At 46.8% G+C, this 18,576-nt stretch carries 16 protein-coding genes; 8 read left to right on the top strand and 8 right to left on the bottom strand.

Features of this window, described 5'->3' with window-relative positions; genetic code table 11:
• Positions 1–273 precede the first annotated feature (273 nt).
• A complete protein-coding gene (lnt, locus tag QUA10_RS17420) occupies positions 274–2,070 on the top strand; it encodes an apolipoprotein N-acyltransferase (RefSeq protein ID WP_333083713.1) in 1,797 nt (598 codons plus the stop codon).
• Between the two features lie 66 nt (positions 2,071–2,136).
• On the opposite strand, the gene QUA10_RS17415 is transcribed toward lnt, so the two are convergent.
• Positions 2,137–3,042, bottom strand: a complete 906-nt coding sequence (locus tag QUA10_RS17415; protein WP_333083654.1) for a bestrophin family ion channel — start codon at positions 3,040–3,042, stop codon at positions 2,137–2,139.
• Positions 3,043–3,398: 356 nt separating this feature from the next.
• Between QUA10_RS17415 and recJ the strand changes: the two genes are divergently transcribed.
• Entirely contained in the window at positions 3,399–5,480 is a 2,082-nt protein-coding gene (gene recJ, locus QUA10_RS17410; protein ID WP_333083656.1) for a single-stranded-DNA-specific exonuclease RecJ, read from the top strand.
• Between the two features lie 121 nt (positions 5,481–5,601).
• Here the strand turns inward: recJ and psb30 are convergent, their stop codons facing one another.
• A complete protein-coding gene (gene psb30, locus QUA10_RS17405; RefSeq protein WP_015175616.1) occupies positions 5,602–5,742 on the bottom strand; it encodes a photosystem II reaction center protein Ycf12/Psb30 in 141 nt (46 codons plus the stop codon).
• 357 nt (positions 5,743–6,099) lie between these two features.
• Between psb30 and QUA10_RS17400 the strand changes: the two genes are divergently transcribed.
• The 3 genes from QUA10_RS17400 to QUA10_RS17390 all read left to right on the top strand — a co-directional run bounded on the left by QUA10_RS17400 (position 6,100) and on the right by QUA10_RS17390 (position 7,384).
• Positions 6,100–6,468, top strand: coding sequence for a YkgJ family cysteine cluster protein (locus QUA10_RS17400; RefSeq protein WP_333083658.1), 369 nt, complete (start codon positions 6,100–6,102; stop codon positions 6,466–6,468).
• A gap of 74 nt (positions 6,469–6,542) precedes the next feature.
• A complete protein-coding gene (locus tag QUA10_RS17395; RefSeq protein WP_333083659.1) occupies positions 6,543–6,866 on the top strand; it encodes a hypothetical protein in 324 nt (107 codons plus the stop codon).
• Between the two features lie 230 nt (positions 6,867–7,096).
• Positions 7,097–7,384: a YggT family protein gene (locus tag QUA10_RS17390; RefSeq protein WP_333083660.1), complete on the top strand. Its 288-nt coding sequence runs from the start codon at positions 7,097–7,099 to the stop codon at positions 7,382–7,384.
• A 238-nt stretch (positions 7,385–7,622) separates the two neighbouring features.
• Here QUA10_RS17390 and QUA10_RS17385 read toward each other — a convergent pair whose 3' ends face one another.
• The 3 genes from QUA10_RS17385 to QUA10_RS17375 all read right to left on the bottom strand — a co-directional run bounded on the left by QUA10_RS17385 (position 7,623) and on the right by QUA10_RS17375 (position 10,681).
• Positions 7,623–8,054 (bottom strand): hypothetical protein, encoded by a 432-nt coding sequence (locus tag QUA10_RS17385; RefSeq protein WP_333083661.1) that lies wholly within the window; start codon positions 8,052–8,054, stop codon positions 7,623–7,625.
• Between the two features lie 107 nt (positions 8,055–8,161).
• Positions 8,162–9,139, bottom strand: a complete 978-nt coding sequence (locus tag QUA10_RS17380; protein WP_333083662.1) for a shikimate dehydrogenase — start codon at positions 9,137–9,139, stop codon at positions 8,162–8,164.
• A 177-nt stretch (positions 9,140–9,316) separates the two neighbouring features.
• Positions 9,317–10,681, bottom strand: a complete 1,365-nt coding sequence (locus tag QUA10_RS17375; RefSeq protein WP_333083665.1) for a P-loop NTPase fold protein — start codon at positions 10,679–10,681, stop codon at positions 9,317–9,319.
• Positions 10,682–12,125: 1,444 nt separating this feature from the next.
• On the opposite strand from QUA10_RS17375, the gene QUA10_RS17370 reads away from it, so the two are divergent.
• Both QUA10_RS17370 and QUA10_RS17365 read left to right on the top strand, forming a co-directional pair.
• Positions 12,126–13,460 carry an alkaline phosphatase PhoX gene (locus QUA10_RS17370; protein ID WP_333083666.1) on the top strand — a complete coding sequence of 445 codons (1,335 nt, stop codon included), beginning with the start codon at positions 12,126–12,128 and terminating at the stop codon, positions 13,458–13,460.
• Positions 13,461–13,615: 155 nt separating this feature from the next.
• Entirely contained in the window at positions 13,616–14,068 is a 453-nt protein-coding gene (locus QUA10_RS17365) for a DUF732 domain-containing protein (protein ID WP_333083667.1), read from the top strand.
• Positions 14,069–14,376: 308 nt separating this feature from the next.
• Here QUA10_RS17365 and arr read toward each other — a convergent pair whose 3' ends face one another.
• The 3 genes from arr to QUA10_RS17350 all read right to left on the bottom strand — a co-directional run bounded on the left by arr (position 14,377) and on the right by QUA10_RS17350 (position 18,179).
• Positions 14,377–14,811 carry an NAD(+)--rifampin ADP-ribosyltransferase gene (gene arr, locus QUA10_RS17360; RefSeq protein ID WP_333083668.1) on the bottom strand — a complete coding sequence of 145 codons (435 nt, stop codon included), beginning with the start codon at positions 14,809–14,811 and terminating at the stop codon, positions 14,377–14,379.
• A 227-nt stretch (positions 14,812–15,038) separates the two neighbouring features.
• Positions 15,039–15,203: a hypothetical protein gene (locus QUA10_RS17355; protein WP_333083669.1), complete on the bottom strand. Its 165-nt coding sequence runs from the start codon at positions 15,201–15,203 to the stop codon at positions 15,039–15,041.
• Positions 15,204–15,407: 204 nt separating this feature from the next.
• Complete coding sequence (locus QUA10_RS17350; RefSeq protein ID WP_333083670.1) at positions 15,408–18,179, bottom strand: phycobilisome rod-core linker polypeptide; 2,772 nt, start codon at positions 18,177–18,179, stop codon at positions 15,408–15,410.
• Between the two features lie 150 nt (positions 18,180–18,329).
• Between QUA10_RS17350 and QUA10_RS17345 the strand changes: the two genes are divergently transcribed.
• The gene (locus QUA10_RS17345) at positions 18,330–18,479 is read left to right on the top strand and encodes a hypothetical protein (RefSeq protein ID WP_333086321.1); all 150 of its coding nucleotides are present in this window, start codon (positions 18,330–18,332) and stop codon (positions 18,477–18,479) included.
• Positions 18,480–18,576 lie beyond the last annotated feature (97 nt).

Genomic DNA, 18,576 nt, shown 5'->3' with positions numbered 1-18,576 from the left:
AACAAAAAGCGCTCCTAGAAATAGGGGCGCTTTTTGTTTTGGCAACTAGAATTTGATATAGCCTTTCTCAGTAACATGAGGTACACGCTTGATAAGCGGGCATAGGGCATAGGGCATAGGGCATACCTCACCAAGATTGAGAAGTGCTGTAGATTTTTTTCTGTTAAATTCGTTAAATCCTTTAAATCCCATACACTGCGCGTTTCCGAGCTTCCTTCTTCCCGATCGATCTGATATATTGATTAAGAATTATTATTTTTGGCAATCATCAAAGTGGCGATATTTAACAGGCACAAATTTGAAAAACTCGTGGTTCATAAATCCAAAACATTAGCCTGGGCGATCGCATTTTTTAGCGGCATTTTGATGGCATTGACAACCGCACCAGTAAATGCTTGGCTATTGGCTTGGGTAGCATTAGCTCCCCTGTGGGTTTTGGTTGCCAGTTATCAAAAGCCAAAAATAGAAGAACAAAAACAAAAATTTCTCTTTCTTCCTTCTTTCCTCAACATCTATCCGTTACATCCGTTACATAATCCATTGCCGAACTTCCTTCTTCCTTCACTCTGGGGAATTGGCTATCACGGATTAGCTTTATCTTGGATTATGGGAATTCACCCGATGACTTGGTTGGGAGTTCCTTGGTGGCCGAGTTTGGCGATCGCACTTTTTTGCTGGGCATTCATCACCCTGTGGGGAGCCGCATTAGTCTCCGTTTGGGCGTGGCTATTTGTAATTCTCAACTCCCTCACTTTACCAGGCAAAAATCCTATTGTTCTTCTTAACTCCCCGCCTTTACCAGAGGTGGCTGGGGGGGGTAGCTCCGATCTTATTATTCTTAACTCCCCCCCTTTACAAGGGGGGGCTGGGGGGGGTAAAGCTCAAGTTTCAGCATTAACTCGCGTTTTAATTGGCACAGCTTTGTGGTGTGCCTTAGAAAGTATTTGGAGTACAGGTTCGCTGTGGTGGACATCACTATCTTACACGCAAAGCCCCCATAATTTAGCAATATTGCACCTCGGTCAACTCTCCGGGCCCAGCGCAGTAACAGCCGCTATTGTAGCAGTAAATGGCTTAATCGCCGAAGCTTTTATTGAAGGCAGAAGGCAGAAGGCAGAAGGCAGAAGGCAGAAGTGGATTGCTTATATTTTGCCTGTAATTTTGTGTTTAATTTTCCATATTGCAGGCTGGAGTTTGTACAACCGCCCTTTGAATCAAGAAGCTGCAACCGCTTTAAAAATTGGCATTATTCAAGGCAACATTCCTAACGAGATTAAGTTTGATTCAGGGGGTTGGCAGCGCGCTTTGGAAGGTTACACCACTGGATACAAACAGTTAGCAGACAGAAAAGTCGATGCTGTGTTAATTCCAGAGACAGCTTTGCCTTTTATCTGGACAAACGAGTATCAGCGTTCTACTCTTTCTTTTTACCAAGCTATTCTCGAACGCGGCGTTGTGGCTTGGGTGGGAGGCTTCGCCCAGCAAGACAATAGTATCACTAACAGCTTATTGGCGATCGATGGCACTGGAGAAATTGTCGGTCGCTACGATAAACTAAAGCTCGTACCTTTAGGTGAATATATCCCTTTTTACGAAATCTTAGGCGGGATTATTAATCGTCTTTCTCCCTTAGATGCTCATTTAGTACCCGGTAATTCTAAACAATTGTTTGATACGCCGTTTGGCCGCGCCATTGTCGGAATTTGTTACGATTCAGCCTTTGCTGAAAATTTCCGATATCAGGCGGCGATGGGAGGCGAATTTATGATTACCGCTTCCAACAATGCCCATTACAAACCGCCGATGTTAGCTCAACATCACGCTTTAGATGTGATGCGGGCAATTGAGACGGATAGATGGGCAGTTATCGCAACTAATACAGGTTACTCTGCTTTTGTTAATCCTCACGGTGAGACAATTTGGAAGTCGGGAATTAATACTTATGAAGTCCGAGATGTTACTATTTATCAGCGGCGAACTCGGACTTTGTACGTGCGGTGGGGAGATTGGCTGACGCCTGTATTGTTAGTATGGGCTGGGTTAATGCTGTTTATTGTTAAAAAAAATTAATCCGAAGCTTTTAGATTTTAGATTTTATGTACCAATCTAAAATCTAAAATCTAAAATCGAATGACTCTACTTATCTTTCACGTGTTCGTGAACGCTAGGAGATAAAGAAATTAAATCGTCGATATTGCGCTGCATGGCAGCACAAATATTGTCCAAAGGCAAATCATTGGCATCGTGTCCAAAGGGATTTTCTATTTCAATGCCGATTTCTTCAATCCCGAACAAAGTAAAACTAATTAAAGCCACAACAGGGCCAGTTCCCCAACTCACCTCGTTTACCATTTGAAAGGGCAGTGCCAAACAGTAAAGCAACAATAGTTGTTTCAGGTGAATCGCGTAAGCCAAAGGGATAGGGGTCTTCAAAATTCGCTCGCAGCCGCCTAATACATCTATCATAGAGTTGATTAACTCCTTCATACCAGTTAACTGATAGACATCAACGCAATTGCCCTCGTACTGTTCGTGCAAGTAATCCTCAATCCAAAAGGCAATCTCTAGGGGCGGATTGTTCATCGACTTGAGCTTTTGGTACTGCGATGGGGACATCAAATGCTCCAATTCTGAATTTACTAATTCTTGGCGCAAGTGCAGTTTCAGGGCTACTGCAAAGGCAGGTAAGAGGCGCAGGACTGACTTTTTGATTACGATATCCTGCGGGTCTTTTTCCTCGATTGCTACCCAGATTTGGCGCGCCAAATTGCGGACGTTGTTGACTAAAGTTCCCCACATTTTTCGACCGTCCCAAAATCTTTCGTAGGCTGTATTTGTCCTAAAAACTAACAGTAGACCCAGGACAATACTGGGTACAATACTAGACAAAATTGGTAAGGAAACCGGCCACTTTAAAAAGTGCAGCAAGGAAATAAGAACTCCAAAGCCGCCACACAGCAAAACGCGGGGCAAAATTGAGGGAATGACAGACCCCCGAACCTGTAATGCAATTTTAAACCAAGGTGGTCGATCGACACTCATGCAAGTCTCCTCATTAAATTAAATTAGCCCCGTCCTAGCACGGGCGGCACAACTGCCTGCTACACTTATTTCTTCGGCTCCCACCAGTCGATTTGAGATTCGAGATTTTAGATTGACTCCACAGATAAATCTGAGGCGTTTGAACTTTGGTCTAAAATTTTTTGGTCTCCACGACTGCTGTCAGGGGCTTGTATCCCTATTTGGGTGCGGTGAGAGCTTCCGAAAAAAGCTTTCCTACAAACAACCTTTGGATTTTACCCAAAAAACTCATCAATCTAAAATCTAAAATCTAAAATTGATGGATGGATGCACTTAATTAGGTAAGATTAACTATGTATATTTAAACCTCAGCTTCCGTGCAAGAGCTACCGACATCTGTACCCCCGCATTTTCACCGATTGCCAAACCAACGGTGGCAAATTTATTCGCCTCAAACACAGCAAGCCGAACAGTTTGCCACTGAAATCTGTTTGTCGCCCTTGCTGGCACAGGTACTGATTAACCGGGGCATCGATTCTCTGAAAGAAGTGCAAGGGTTTATCGAACCGGAATCTCTGGTTTTGCCCGCGCCAATGGATGAGTTTCCAGATTTGGCGGCGAGTGTCAAATTGTTGCGGGAGGCGATTTCGGGAGCGCAAAAAATTGCGATTTGCGGTGACTACGATGCTGACGGGATGACGAGCACGGCTTTGTTGTTACGCGCTCTGAGGCTGCTGGGGGCGAATGTGGATTATGCTATTCCCAGCCGGATGCGAGAAGGTTATGGGATTAACGATCGCATTGTAGAAGAATTTCACTCGGAAGGTGTCGCTCTCATTCTCACGGTTGACAACGGAATTGCAGCTTACGGCCCGGTTGCCAGAGCGCGAGAACTCGGTGTCAAAGTTATTATTACAGACCACCACGATTTGCCGCCCAAACTGCCACCGGCTGATGCTATTCTCAACCCGAAATTAATCGCCGAATCTTCACCCTATCGCGGTTTGGCTGGCGTAGGTGTTGCTTATGTTTTGGCTATTACTTTGGCTCAGGATATGCAGAAAGTGGGCGGGTTGGTGAATCCCTTGCTGGAGTTATTTACTTTAGGAACTATTGCGGATTTAGCACCTTTAACAGGAGTTAATCGGCGCTGGGTAAAGCGTGGTTTACGGCTGTTACCTCACTCGCAATTGGCGGGTATTCAGGCTTTGATTCAGGTGGCAGGAGTGCAGCCGGGAAGTGCGGAAAGTTTACCTCTTCTGAATTCAAAAAGCCCAGCTAGCAATACGTTAAAGCCTGAAGATATTGGTTTTAGGCTTGGCCCCCGGATTAATGCTGTCGGGCGGCTGGCTGACCCTCAAATTGTGATAGAGTTGCTGACTACGGACGATCGCGAATTGGCTCTCAAAAACGCGATGCAGTGCGAACAAATTAATCAGCGCCGGCAGGAGTTGTGCCAGGAAATTGAGCAGGAAGCCATCGCTTGGTGCGAGGAAAGTGATCTCGACTTGCAGCAAGAACGAGTTTTAGTTGTCGTGCAACCCGGTTGGCACCACGGGGTGATCGGGATTGTGGCTTCTCGGTTAGTGGAACGCTACGGCGTACCTGTGTTTATTGGTACTTTTGAGGATGAGGCTGTAGGGGAGGTTGCCCATAAAATTATCAGGGGTTCGGCGAGAGGAATTCCTGAGTTTAATGTATTTGACGGGCTGAATTTTTGCGCTGATTTATTAACTAAATTTGGCGGACACAAAGCGGCGGGCGGTTTTTCGATGCCGGCCCAGAATCTCGAACAATTCCGCACTCAACTGTCAATTTTTGCTAATCAATGTTTGCAGCCGGAACACCTAAAACCGCTGGTTTCAGTTGACGTGCGAGCAGATTTGGCTGAGATTAATCTTGACCTTTACCGACAAATTGATGCTCTGGAACCTTGTGGGATTGAAAATAAGGCTCCTGTCTTTTGGACGCCTAATGTTTGCATAACTGAACAGAAAATTGTGGGGAAAGGAGGTCACGTTAAACTAACTGCAACTCAAGAGGGAAATGTATCGGCTAGTGTGAAGGCGATTGCTTGGCGTTGGGGGGAATATTTTCCTTTACCTCGGCGGGTTGATATTGCTTACCGATTGCGGGAAAATAGTTTTAATGGCAAGACATCGGTTGAATTAGAATTGTTGGGCGTTCGGCTACCGGCAAATGCTGCTACTTCCAGGCCACCGAAGTTCGGAAAAGTGGAGTTTGATTATTGCGATCGCACTTATTCTTGCAGTCTATCTCCCGCCGGGTCGATCGAGGAATTGAGAATTCGCAACTCTCAAGGGCAAGTTTTGGCTGTTGCACCCGGACAAAACATCGGTTTGTTAGGTAACTCCCGCAAAGATGCTAGAGAAGTCGATGTATCTCTACCTTTTTTTGAGAATTTGATTCAAACTGCTAAACACGCCCTGGGTATTTGATAACTCGGTATTTGAGCGGAAAGCTCGTGCAGCAGGGAAAATTGGCCATCGAGCGTTGTGAATTTTGAATAATTTAAAACTCAAAACTCCCAACTCTCGATCGCCGCCTAGCGTGCTATAATTACAGGTCGCCGCCTTTAGCTGCCAAGAGAAAAATCACGATCGGGCCAGAAAGCACGACGGCTGCGAGTAAAGCTACCTGAACAATGAGTTGGTAGTCTACACCACCCAGACCACTGAAAAGATCGGTTATAAAGTCCATTTGTCCTCCTGACTGTAGTGATTAAGTCTAGATTGTTGAATTAGAAAATCCGCTTCTGATTTTACCGGGCGATCGACCATATTTTTTAAGGAACTTTACAAAATTCAACAAAATGTAAACTACGATCGACCTCCCAGTCACAGGAAACCAGAGACTTGATGCCCCTTCCCGGAAAGTGCCCCCAATCTAAAATCTAAAATCTAAAATCGAACCGCCCCTTCGGAATCTCCGTCTCCGGCGCTGGCAATTGATATACTTTAAGAGCCCCAATCTCCTAAAGTTTGGCATTTTCCACATAATGCTCCGAATCTAAAATCTAAAATCTAAAATCTAAAATCTAAAATCTAAAATCAAACTATGGCTACTTGGCGTTGCGTAAAGCAGTGCGGTGCTTGTTGTTACCTCGACCCAACAGAGCGCCCAGACTTAGACGAGTATTTATCTGAAGACGAATTAGCGCTCTATTTGAGCTTAGTCGGAGAGGATGGTTGGTGTATCAATTTTGACAGAGCGACGCGAGAATGCGGAATCTACGCCGATCGACCGCGCTTTTGTCGGGTAGACTCAGAGGTGTTTCAGGAAATGTACGGCGTTGAGCCGACTGAATTGAACGATTTCGCGATCGACTGCTGCTTGGAGCACATTGAAGACCTGTATGGCGAGCGATCTTTGGAAATGATCCGCTTCCACCAAGAAGTCGGAATTCTCGTCTTACCTGACAACTAACAATCTCCCGGTTTCTCACCCGGAGAATGTCAAAATAAACAAATCAAGGAAATATCGCGCAGTTGAGTTGAGCTATGAGTAATCGAGAGGGTTTTACAGGGGGATTTATTGCTGGAGCTGCCGTTGGCGGCTTGGTGGGTGCAGTTTTGGGCGCGGTGCTGTCGCGACGCGCTGCTGAAGCTTTGCTGAGTGAACCTTCAGACGAAAAAACCAGAAAAATCCGCCAGAGGAAAGCCAGCCAACTCGAAGCCGACGGCATGGAGGTAGCAAGGCTGAGTTTAGAAGATAAAATTGCCCAGCTAAATCAGGCAATAGATGACGTGCGGCTGCAACTCGGAGACGTAAACGGCAACACGCCGGCTCCGGGCAGCGAGGGATCGATCGCTCAAGACTCCTAACTCCATTTAAGATTTTAGATTAGTCGGGCACATCAATGCGGGCTACTCACATCTTGCAGCATTCTCGCTTCACAGACCTTTCGAGTCTGTGAAGCAAACAGTGATTTTTATTGTGGGCAGTTGCTCTTCTAGCCCGCCCGCAAACAGCGTGATGCTCCCCCTCTCCCCCACCTATGCTAAACTTTAAGTTAAAGTGTCTGTAAACTTTACTCAAACTTCAACGAGAATATATGAGTTATTCCATAGGCCTTTTGGCAACCACGCTGTCCACATTTCTGCAAATCTATGTAGCCCTAATGATTTGTCGCGTGCTATTAAGCTGGTTCCCGAATATCAATTGGTACGACCCCCCCTTTTCAATTTTGAGTCAGTTAACAGACCCTTACCTGAATCTATTCCGATCGATTATCCCCCCCTTAGGAGGGATTGACTTTTCGCCACTGATTGCATTTTTTGTACTTCAGTTCGGCTCGGAATTCTTGATCGGTCTTTTGACCAGCTTGCAAACATCCTTGTAGTTTGAAAAGCTTAAGTTTTTAAGCATCGAGCGTAAATTGTTTGGCAGACCTAGCAGCCGGCAACTAAATTTTAGATTTGAGATTTTTAGATAGACTCCCCGGTTGAAAAGCTGGGGAGTTCATCGTACATGAGAAATGAGAAATTGCCAGCCACTCAACAATCTCAAATCGAAAATCTCAAATCTAAAACAGCATCGCACTTTCACGGGCAGCCAACCCTAAATCTCAAAGAGTTTCCTTAACGGCGAACCACGCCAGTAAAACCTGTAGCTTTAAATTGCTTGAGCTTCAAAGGTGTTCTCTGATTGGCGGCAACCGAAATTCTGAGCTGAAAATCGCTAACTCCGGGAGGAACTTCTTCTATAGAACCCAAGCGAGTGCGATTTTGCATCACCGGATTGTCATCGGCATCATAAATGCGGCCGAAAATATCGGCATTGACAACTGGTTTGCCGGTGCTATTTTCAGCTTTCCCAGTAATCAAAAAGCAGGTAGCTTCCATAGAACTGCCACTGGTGACTGTTCCTTCTCCCATTTCGGCAGGACATTCGCGATAAGAAAGGTCGGAAAGTTTAATCTGCGTCAGAGCCCAAGCAGGTGGAGTGTATACCAAACTAAAAATTCCGATTAGGCAAGTAGCAAAAAAAAGGCTGATAGCTCGAAATTTCATAAATGGCGGGGAAAGTATATTTTAATTCTCAGCTTAGCGCGAATTCAGCCTCAAATTCTTACTTATAGGAATTCTGAAAACTACAGCTACTTTTTGAACAAATGGCATTAGTCTAGACCTAAATGCTGTCGCAAGGCTTGGCGCATCACATCGACTGGGACGGATTCTTTATCCAGCCAAATTTTTAAGGCGGCTGCTCCTTGTTGAACTAGCATTTCGAGTCCGTCAATAGCTCGCGTTCCCCGAATCTTCGCATCTTTGAGAAATTGGGTAGGATTAGGGGTGTAAATTAAATCATAGACGATCGCACCTGCTGAAATTCGATCGAGATCACCATCCGCAACCGGCGACTTTTCCCCCTGCGGATACATCCCCACAGGCGTCGTGTTCACCAGCAAATCTGCCTGCGAGATTAACATTGACAAATTATCCCAAGTATGCACCTGCAAATTCTGCACGGGCATCGGAGAATTGACCCAACTCTGCTGAAATTCCGCTAAATTTTGTTCGCTACGACCGACAACGTGAATCTCTGCACATCCCAATTGAGCGCATCCAGCCACAACAGCTCTCGCCGCCCCGCCATTCCCCAAAATTACCGCTACTTTCTGACTCCAATCGGAACCCCCCCTAGCCGCCCCTTGGTAAGGGGGGGGACAGGATTCAACACCCGTATTGCCCCTTTCTAAGGAAGAAATCGCGTCTTTAGCCCCCCCTTGGTAAGGGGGGGTTGGGGGGGTTTGCAGCGGGGCGAGAAAGCCTTCAACGTCAGTATTTGTCCCACACCAACCTTTGTCAGTCAAGTATACGGTATTGACTGCGCCGATCGATCGGGCGATCGGGGAAACTTCCGACAGCAGTGGTAAGATTGCTTGTTTGTGCGGAATCGTAATGCTAAATCCCCGAACGCCGATCGCCGCAAATCCTGCAAGAGCAGCTTTTAAATCCCCTGGTTTTACCGGAAACGGCAGGTAAACAAAATCGACTCCCAATTGGGAAATAGCAGCATTGTGCATCGCCGGCGACAGAGAATGTTCGACGGGATGACCAATTACTCCCAACAGTTTAGTAGTGCCTTTAATCATTTTTGTTAGTTGACTGTTGACTGTTGACTGTTAACGGTTGAGTTTTGTTAGTTTTCATACCAGATCCTACTACCCTTGGGCCCTTATTCTTGAGTCGGCTAGGAGAGAACTTCGTGGGTTCAGAAGCGATTTTCCTCGCCGAGTAACAGTCAACCGTCAACTGTCAACTTTCAACCGTCAACTGTCAACTGTTTGCCGAAACTCTTTGGCGTCAGCCAAAATCGGATTGACATCAAACCAATAATCCTCGCCGTAACGGTATTCAAACACCCAGAGACTACGCAGCAAGATTTGGTATTTAGTTTCCCCGTTCACAGTTTTGGTAGCGGATACTTGGCGCAGTAATTTCCACTCATCAGGTTCGATCGCCAAAGTAAGCTGGTGGCGGCGCTGGATGATCACATTTTCCAAAGTTTCCCGCGACAGAGGAGGGTCTTGTTTCTGCAGACAGCTATACAGCAGTTGCAGCAAATTGCGGACATGACCACCGCTGACTCGACACAGGCGATCGAGAGTTTCGGCAGAGTCGAAAACTTTGCCTACCAAAGCATAGCGCTGCGAAGGATGCACCGTGGGAAAAGCCCGCGCCAGAACCATCTGTCGCAGCAATTCCACACCCTCAGAGCACTCAGAACCGTCGCTCAACTGCACCGGCACCATCGGCAAAACCTTCGGATCTACCCCAAAGCGATTAGTCAACTGGCCCAAATCGTTAGAGAAAATCAGCACCAAAGGAATTGTATACACGACGTGGCAATTTAGTCTTGCCAACTGTTCGCCGCGATCGACAAACAAGTATTCCGGCTGCAGCCGCCCCGTCGGTTTCGCGCACAGGTGTATGCGATCGAGATTGTCGATAATTACTACAAGTCCTTGTTTCCCTTGGCGTTTGAGTTCTTGATTAGCCGGCTCCAGCAACTCCTTATTAAGCGCATCTAAAATTACGTTAGTTCGCGGCTCCAAATATTGCCTCAACTCCGATCGCAGATTCGGAGCATCTTTCGCCTTAGCAGTAATTTTGCCAATTCCCAACGCCAGAGAAAATTCTCCCTCCGTGCTGGCATTTATTTCCCCAAAACCCGGAACATTAGCTTCCGCGCTCAAGTCTATTTGAGTTTGAAAAACATCAGCAATCCCTTTGAGCAAAGCTTTAAAACCCGTCGGCTGCAGCTTGATTTTCATTTTCTCAATGCTTTCGCTCACCTGACGAGCAACGCTCAACAAAATATCAGTGATATCTACATCTGCCATGTCTAAGTCTTTACTCGACTCAAAGTAAACAACATGAAATTCTTGTTGCTGCAATTGAGCTTGCAGTCGCAGCAATTCAGTTGATTTACCAGAGCCGATGTGACCGGTGAATAATTGACAGGTAGGTGCATCGGGGGAGAGACGGCTGATGGTCCGCTCCAATTGTTCGACGATTGTGCCGCCCCGCACTGATGAGAAATCGATATAGTATTGTCGGTCTTGTTGATTTGCTACTGCCAGGGTGTAGCTCGGATTGCAGGCGCTATAAAATTTCTGTAAATTTAGTTCCATACCCTGTTCCATCTTTCACAACATTATGCCCTAATAGCTTATTCGTTTCGCTATGGTAATAATCAGCACCACTTCTCAGTTTATTTCGCTGTTTTACGGGGCAATCAATATCTTGATGCCTGCCTACATCAGCACTCCAAAATTATACTTTTTTTGACGGCTGGAAATAAATAAAACTCACTAAAACCTCCCATAACTCAGTAATTTATTCTCGTATAGCGAGCGCGACTTTATTGACATCACAGACGAAAAAATGACAGTAATGTTCTCCAATCAAGTGAGTAGTAAAGTACGGTTAACCGAATCAAAAACAGGTAGAAATCAGGTATCCATAAACCTGGTTTTTTTAATCATACGTTGTAGGTTGAACCCTAGTGGAGCGAAACCAACAAAATATTTTAGATTGGCTATTTTAGATGGGAGAAAAAATCTCAAATCTAAAATTGATGGCGTTGGGTACGAGTGCCTCAACCCAAGCTAGTTTCTTAGAGCATTTTGACTTAGGCGCGAAGGTGTGGTGTAAGAAACCTGGTCTCTCAGTGTGATATTTTTTTTGATCTACTTATTTTTGATCAATTCTACCATTTTGTGACCGACACCTGCTGCCGAAGCGAGATTTTGGCCTGTGACGAGCCTCTGGCCACAACGCCAACTTGAAAAGTAGGAACTTTGCTAAAATTAGCGTTCTTCCCGACTACTTGTGTGCAGCTTGCTTCGGTAAAAAAACAGAAAATAATAAGCTGTTCTACATTTAAACTGTGTGTCAAAAATCAATAAAACTTTTGTGGGACGGGCTTCTAGCCTGTCCCAAATTTCCAATTTAAATGCGTAACAGCTTAAGCTCCTCGTTTCGGGTGTACTTTATCCAATTGCCAACCGCTATAGCAATTTTAAATGATTTGCGTAATTATTCTAGGGGCAATCCCACGCCCGGTTGCCCCGATAGATAGGGGGTAGGCACTCTTAGCACTACCCCTACAAATTGATATGAATGATTTAGGATTGCTATATTTTAATAGGCAATTTTTGTAGAAATACTTGAAGTCAGCTCCGTTGTGTAGAATGTGACACAGCTAGTATTGGGGTAAATAGTACCCAAATACTAGCTGTTAAAAAATAAAGATATAAAGTAAAAAAAACAACTGTGGTAACACAAGGCTGATCAACTTTAGTGACTTCTCCTAATTTTTGACAAATTAATAGACCTACACTCCTTTATAAAAACCTCTTGAGAGAAAGCCGATTAACTTACTATCCACCTAGAATTCCCTACTAAAACAGGCTAAAAAGATAGAGCAACGAACAGCCAGGTTAGCGGCTCAATTACAAGCCACTGGGATTGACATTGAACAACTATGAAACAACCTTAACGAGAAGTTAAACCAACCTTATCTTGGTCTTGGTGCAAGTTTAGTATGCTTTGTTTAATTCACCGGAAAAGCTGATGCAACTATCACGACGAAAGTTTTTTACCTTGGCAGGAGCGAGTGCTGCTGGCACTTTGATGATGTCTCCCCTAGAAGCGCTTTATGCCAGAAAGGCGAATGGTCAATCAGTATTTGGGGGAGGGTATGGGCCCCTCGTAGCTGATCCGAATGGATTGTTAGATTTACCCCGTGGGTTTCAGTATCGGGCTTTTTCACGAACCGGCGAAATGATGAACGATGGTTCCCCTGTTCCCGGTGGCCACGATGGCATGGCGGCTTTCCCAGGTCCCCAAAACACGGTGATTCTGGTTCGCAATCACGAACTGAGCCCGAATTCTACAACACAAGTTGTGGGCCCCAATCCTTACGATCCTCTTTGCAAAGGGGGGACAACAACACTACAGGTTGGACCCAATCGTCAGCTCGTCAACCACTACGCTTCGCTTAGTGGCACCTATCGAAATTGTGCGGGCGGCCCGACTCCCTGGGGTTCTTGGATTACTTGCGAGGAGAATACCTCGACTGTGGCGACTAATAGACCTGGCAATGCCACAAATGTCTCGAAATCTCACGGCTACAACTTTGAAGTTCCGGCTGAGGCAAAGGTGCCGGTGAATCCCGTACCTTTAGTTGCGATGGGGCGGTTTAACCATGAAGCGGTGGCGATCGACCCCAAAACCGGAATTGTCTACGAGACTGAAGACCAAAGAGATAGCCTTTTCTATCGCTTTATCCCATCTCAACCGAATAATTTAAGCGCTGGGGGCACTCTGCAAGCGCTGAAGATTAAGAATATGCCTCAAGCAAAGACTTTTGCAGGCTTTCCCAAGGGCCAACCGATACCGGTGGAATGGGTGACAATTGACAATCCTGACCCTGCTACGGATACGGTACGGGTCGAAGGTTTCGGTAAAGGTGCTGCCCAGTTTGCTCGTGGGGAAGGCATCTGGTACGGCAATCGTGAAGTTTATTTCTGTTGTACAAACGGTGGCTCTGTTGATGCTAATGGCAGACCCAACGGATTTGGTCAGGTTTGGCGGTATCTTCCCGATCGAGATACGATCGAACTTTTTGTTGAGGCTAAATCGGCTGACGAACTCGATGGTCCTGACAACATTGTTGTGGCACCTCATGGCGATCTGATTATTTGCGAAGATGGTAATGATGAGCAGTTCGTGGTGGGCGTAACTCCCAACGGGGAACTGTATCGTCTGGCAAAAAATGCTCTCAACGATCGGGAGTTTGCGGGAGCGTGCTTCTCGCCAGATGGTCAAACTTTGTTCGTTAATATGCAAACCCCAGGCATCACGTTTGCCATTTGGGGCCCTTGGAAGTCTCAACGAGGAGCATAACATTATTGCCTTATAGTGCGAGCATTTTATTTGCCTGTAAAACGCTCTTATGTTCGCACTATGCAGAATTGAATCACGCCGGATTGTGGCAACATCCGGTGTGGGTTCTCTATAAGCTGATGAAAGTTTAACGGTTTGTGGGAGTTTAAATAGTCGTGCAATATGTCCGCCAGTCGAAACGAGTGTTTTATACTCTGGTAATGATGTCGATCGCCTTTGGCGTTGATTTATCTCAATCTAGAGATTCAGTCGCTCAAATACCCGTTGATTATGTTTGCTATATACAGACGAGTGATGGTCGAACGATCGACTTAGGTAAGCTTTGTGGAAGTAGTGATAGAGGCAGCCCGATCGCTTTACAGCCCAATGACCAAGACTTTCTTAATAGTTACCAACGATCGTTGAGCAAACGGCTCAATTCAGCCTCATCCGATGCCGTGTCTCGCGTTCAGCGAAATCCCCAAGCCGCTATCCAACGTGCGCGCGGGATATGTAATGCCCTGAGTGCGGGAATGTCGATCGACTTGCTGCAACCTCAAGGCAATGCTGAAGTTGATGCACTTAACGCTCTGGCTCCTAAATATTACTGCCCTGAGTTTGACGACTGAGCAAGAAAGTTTGAGTGGGGCGATCGACTCTGCCATTACTGGCGCTTCAGAAGTAGGAGCTGTGGCTCGGATTGCCTCTGTGAGCTGGGGGGGTTAATGTGGCGATCGGGTGAAAGAAAATCGCTTGACACTTGTCCTCAAACCTGAATAGGCTGTTAACAATTGTATCTAGCTGGCTTTTGGGAAATCTGAAAAACAGTTGCCAAAAATCAAACGGATGTTAGAATTTTACACATTTCAATAAATCTATAAAGTTTTAATCCACTCGCGGAGAAAAGTGAATTGCGACTTTATTTTGACATTTTTGCTCAATCCTCGATTGCCTCAATACCAAGTTGCTTAAGTCGCTCAAGATGCTCCTTCATGGCTTTGAGCTGTTCTGCGGTGTGTCCCTGCCAATCTGTAACCTCACCAGAGACCCGTAGCGGATTCCGAGAACGGTATGACTTTGTTGGGTTTCCAGGGAACTTCTTGTCCGTCAAATTGGGGTCATCTTCAATCGGACCAGTCGGCTCTACTATATAAATTCTGTCTGGTTCTTCGCCCAAGGCAAGTTCAGCTCCCCAAATAGCAGCATCCAAGGTGGCGGTTAGATAGACATAGGATGCCTTCTCCCTCTTACCGTAGTTTGAATTAAAGCCGGGTTCAATCAGGTCTCCCTGCTTCAGATTTGCCTTAGTGCCATGATAGAACCTTTGTGAACTTAAGTCTATTGACTTGTCCTCACTTCTGTTTGTTATCATTGTCGTTATATTCTTTGTGAATGTCTTTTCTTTTACTAAACCTCAGCAGGCTGTTTTTCTTGAGTCTTGAGCCACCCGTAAGTGTCTGCCATGTCTTACAGTATTCTTCACTCACTGCTGCATGGCGGGCTTCATCTTTCTCCTCGTCGTATATGGGTTTTGGCATACTTTAAGTTATATCGTTTCCGGTTGCATCGGAATAATAAAATCGAGTCAACAGTTAACACTCAACCATTAAGTTTTTCGACCCGCCCGTCAACAGTCAACAGCGTTGCCCGGAGCGAAGTCGAAGGGTCAACAATCATGACGGCTGCAACCGGAATTGATATTACTCCTAGTTCGGATAGTCGGACTGTGGAGAAGTCGTCTCGGTTGAGTGTGTCCTCACTCACCGGGGCGCATTCGCATAATTTATTATACAGATGCCAAATCCATGTATATCTTAGTCCGCGCACCATCCGGACTTGGTTTTTGTAGAAGCGATTTCAATCGCCGACTCATAATGAGGGTAACATTACCAAAAATCCCCCGCTACAGAATTACCATAGCGAGGGATTTTTGTCAACCTACAAAATCAATTTTCTTGCAGTTTGTTGTTAGCTTCTGTCAGTAGCAGCTACTGGCTCAAAGCTTGGAACCACCAACTCACCATTCTGCTTGGTGAGTTGATTGTACAGCCTTTCGGTATTCGGGAAATTCGCAGCCGGCAGAGTCGGGAAGCGACGGTAAGGAACAGTATCCTCGCCAAACGCCTCAGCATATTCAACGCTGTTCAACATGGCGTTGATAAAGCCCTTAATCCCTTTACTTGCCAAGATTTGGTTGTACGTGCGAATCTCGGCTTGATTGCGGGGAGCGCGGCCCAAGAAGTGCTTGGTTCCCAACTCAATCACCTTAGTATTTGGATAAGGTGCGTAGAATTGTTTGACGTACAGCGACGAGCAGCCCAAAGCCTCAATGAACTCCTTGAGATTGATTTCATTGTTGCCAAGTTTGCTTTCCAGCGCTGTGAATTCATTCTTCACAACATAGGGGTTGATGTCGCGCTCAAAAATTTGACGGTAAGCAGCTTGAATTAAAGTTTTCAAAGCTACTTTGTCCGAAGTATTCGTCAGCTTGAACACCTTTGTTTGTTCGCGCCGCTTGCTGACACCTTGAGCGAGGCTATTTTGTAACTCGAAATCGCCCCGATCGAGCGCAGTGCCGAGTTCGATAAACCGAGGAGTTTCAGGAGTCTTAGCTTGGACATTTTGCTCAGCGACGGAACCCGATCGCATCGTCCGCATCGACAAACCACCGGGAGTTACATAGCGCTCGTAGGGTACTGTATCTTCCCCGAAAGCTTCGTTGTACTCCATGCTGTCCATGATGCTATCGACCAGCGCGTAGAAACCCTTCTTGGCGCAAATGTCAAAGTAAGCGTTCATTTCCTGACGGCCGTAGGTAGGGCGTCCCAGGAGTCGGCGGTGAATGTACTCGATCGCCTTACAAACGTAAAGCTTGCTCCAGTACATATTGCGGAACACGTCAGACTTCGCCAACATCCGAATAAACTCGCGCATCGGAATCTCGCCGTTTTCCAGCTTAATTTCCGCTACCTTTTGGCGCTGGCCGTCGAACACGTCGCGACCAAACACTTGCAGGTAAGCTGCCCGAATTACCGCTTGGGTGGAACTTTCGGTATATTTGACACTGGAAGCATTGCTGTAGCTGCTAGAGACACCGCGAGCAGTTTTCTTGGAAGCAACATAGTTGCTCGGTAACTGGTCTAATTTAAAGACCTTGGGGCCCAGAGAACCAGGAGCAGCACCGCGAGCCGCCGGATTGCTCAACTGATTGTCAATCCCCGCACCTTGACGGATTAGGATGCGGCGTGTGTCCTTGCCGAAGGGAGCCGGACGGCTCTTGGGGTTGCGAGTTTCTTTCGGGAAAATCGCGCCGAACTGAATTTCTAAGGGGTCATTGCCAACACCGTAAACGTGCTGGTCTGGCAGAGGCTGGTTGTAGCCGGCAAACAAGGTGATGAACTGAGGAACCTTGCGGAACGGAGCGCTGAAATTGAACAAATCAATTTGCGGGCCCCAGTTGCGACACTCCTGAGCTTCTTGGCCCAAACCGCGCAGGTAAGGCACTGTTTCTTCGCCGAAGTAGTCGGAATACTCCTGGGAATAAACCATCGCGTCTACGAGGGCTGGCAGGCCACCTTTGCTGACGATCGCAAAATACTTGCTAAATTCCTCCCGCGAGCTCAAACCGCGACCGAGGAAGTGGCGGGCGGCAAGTTCTACAGCGCGGCTGTTGACAAACGGCTCGTAGAATTGCTGACGGTACAGAGGAGATTTACCAAGGCGGCGAATAAACTCTTTCATCGAGATTTCGCCATTTTTGACCTTGGATTCCAAGTCAGAAATGCTTTGGCTGTATGCGCGGCTAATGTCGCGCTCGAATACTTGGCGGTAAGCTGCTTTGATTACTTCCAGCTTTTCGGCCGACGACAGACCGGTTTTCATGACGAATTTCGATCGCCGCTCGGCTGCGTTGAAGTAGATTTGGGGCAGTTGCAGCCCTTGCTGGTCGTTGCTTTCGCGCTGCCGCACCTTGTCTGAAGGTGTGGGAGCTTTGAATTCGGTAATTGCTACGTCGAAATACTGTCCGACGATCGCACTTGCCTCTGCATTGTTTCTGAAATAGCCCAAAGATGCTGCCTTCATTTCCTGCATTGCCACAATTGTGGCCGCCGAAGAGCAAGCATTTTCGATGATTTCCCGCAATCCGCGCACGTTCACCGAAATAATGTTCGGGTCGCCAGCGACAATTGCGTAGGTGATGTAGCGCAAAAACCAGCTCAAGTCGCGCAGAGATTTGGTCATGTTGCCCGGGCCGTAGCGCGAGACATTGATCGGCTGAAATCCTGCAGGGATTGGGCCGCTGTAGCCGCCACCGTTGCCAGAAAATAGATTTCCCAGCCCCAAGAAACCACCGCCGCCACCGCCGTTGCCGCCAGAGCGGCTTTCTACGTAGGTGACATTTCCCAGTTTCATGCCTTCAGAGACATTCGCCGTACCGCCGCGAGCCGCCCCTGCTACAGCCATCGCAGGTTCTTGTGGTCTTTCCAAAAATGCCAGCGGGGAACCGCCGGTAAAAATCCGGTTGGCTGCGCGGGATACTATCAGTTCCGAGTTTTGGGTCAGCGTCGCAGAGATATCGATCCGAAGAGCCCCTGAACTGAAATAACTTGCCAGTTCGCTGAGTTCACCCCGCTGTAGGAAGCGGTCTTGCTGTTCTGCTTGCGAAATAGTTGCGACCGGTACAGTTTGATATAGTTGCGGACGCGCAACCGAGCTTCCACCACTTGCCTTTACAGTCATTAGACTCCTTAGCTCCCTATCTAAATCGTTGTAGCATTTACCCAGACTAACGCTGCCTTCTCATGCAGGTCAAAGTAGGTATTTTTGCTTTGTTTACTTTTTGCCTTTACCTGTCACGAGGTTCGGGCGCGCTTACTTTCTTAGATTAAAATGTTTTGGTTTCATCTTTCTGCCTGCGGGGAAATGTCCGATCCGAAGGCAGGCACGGGGTACTCCCTCCGCTGCGATCCGCCGGTATACCCGTGGAAAAAAAGACTCGGCAGGAGAGTTGCCTTTGGGGAATTGCAGCAAGTGCCTTGAATTAAAGGAAAAGAAAATCAAAAATTTTCTTCTGCCTGTTTCGGGGCTGTTGACTTTCTGCGGAAAGACGCCTCCGCTTTACTCGACAGTTCAGCGG

The sequence above is a fragment of the Microcoleus sp. Pol8_D6 genome (assembly GCF_036700965.1).
Lineage (GTDB): Bacteria > Cyanobacteriota > Cyanobacteriia > Cyanobacteriales > Microcoleaceae > Microcoleus.
Note: the sequence above shows the minus strand (reverse complement) of the source record. Positions and strands in the feature narration are given on the sequence as shown.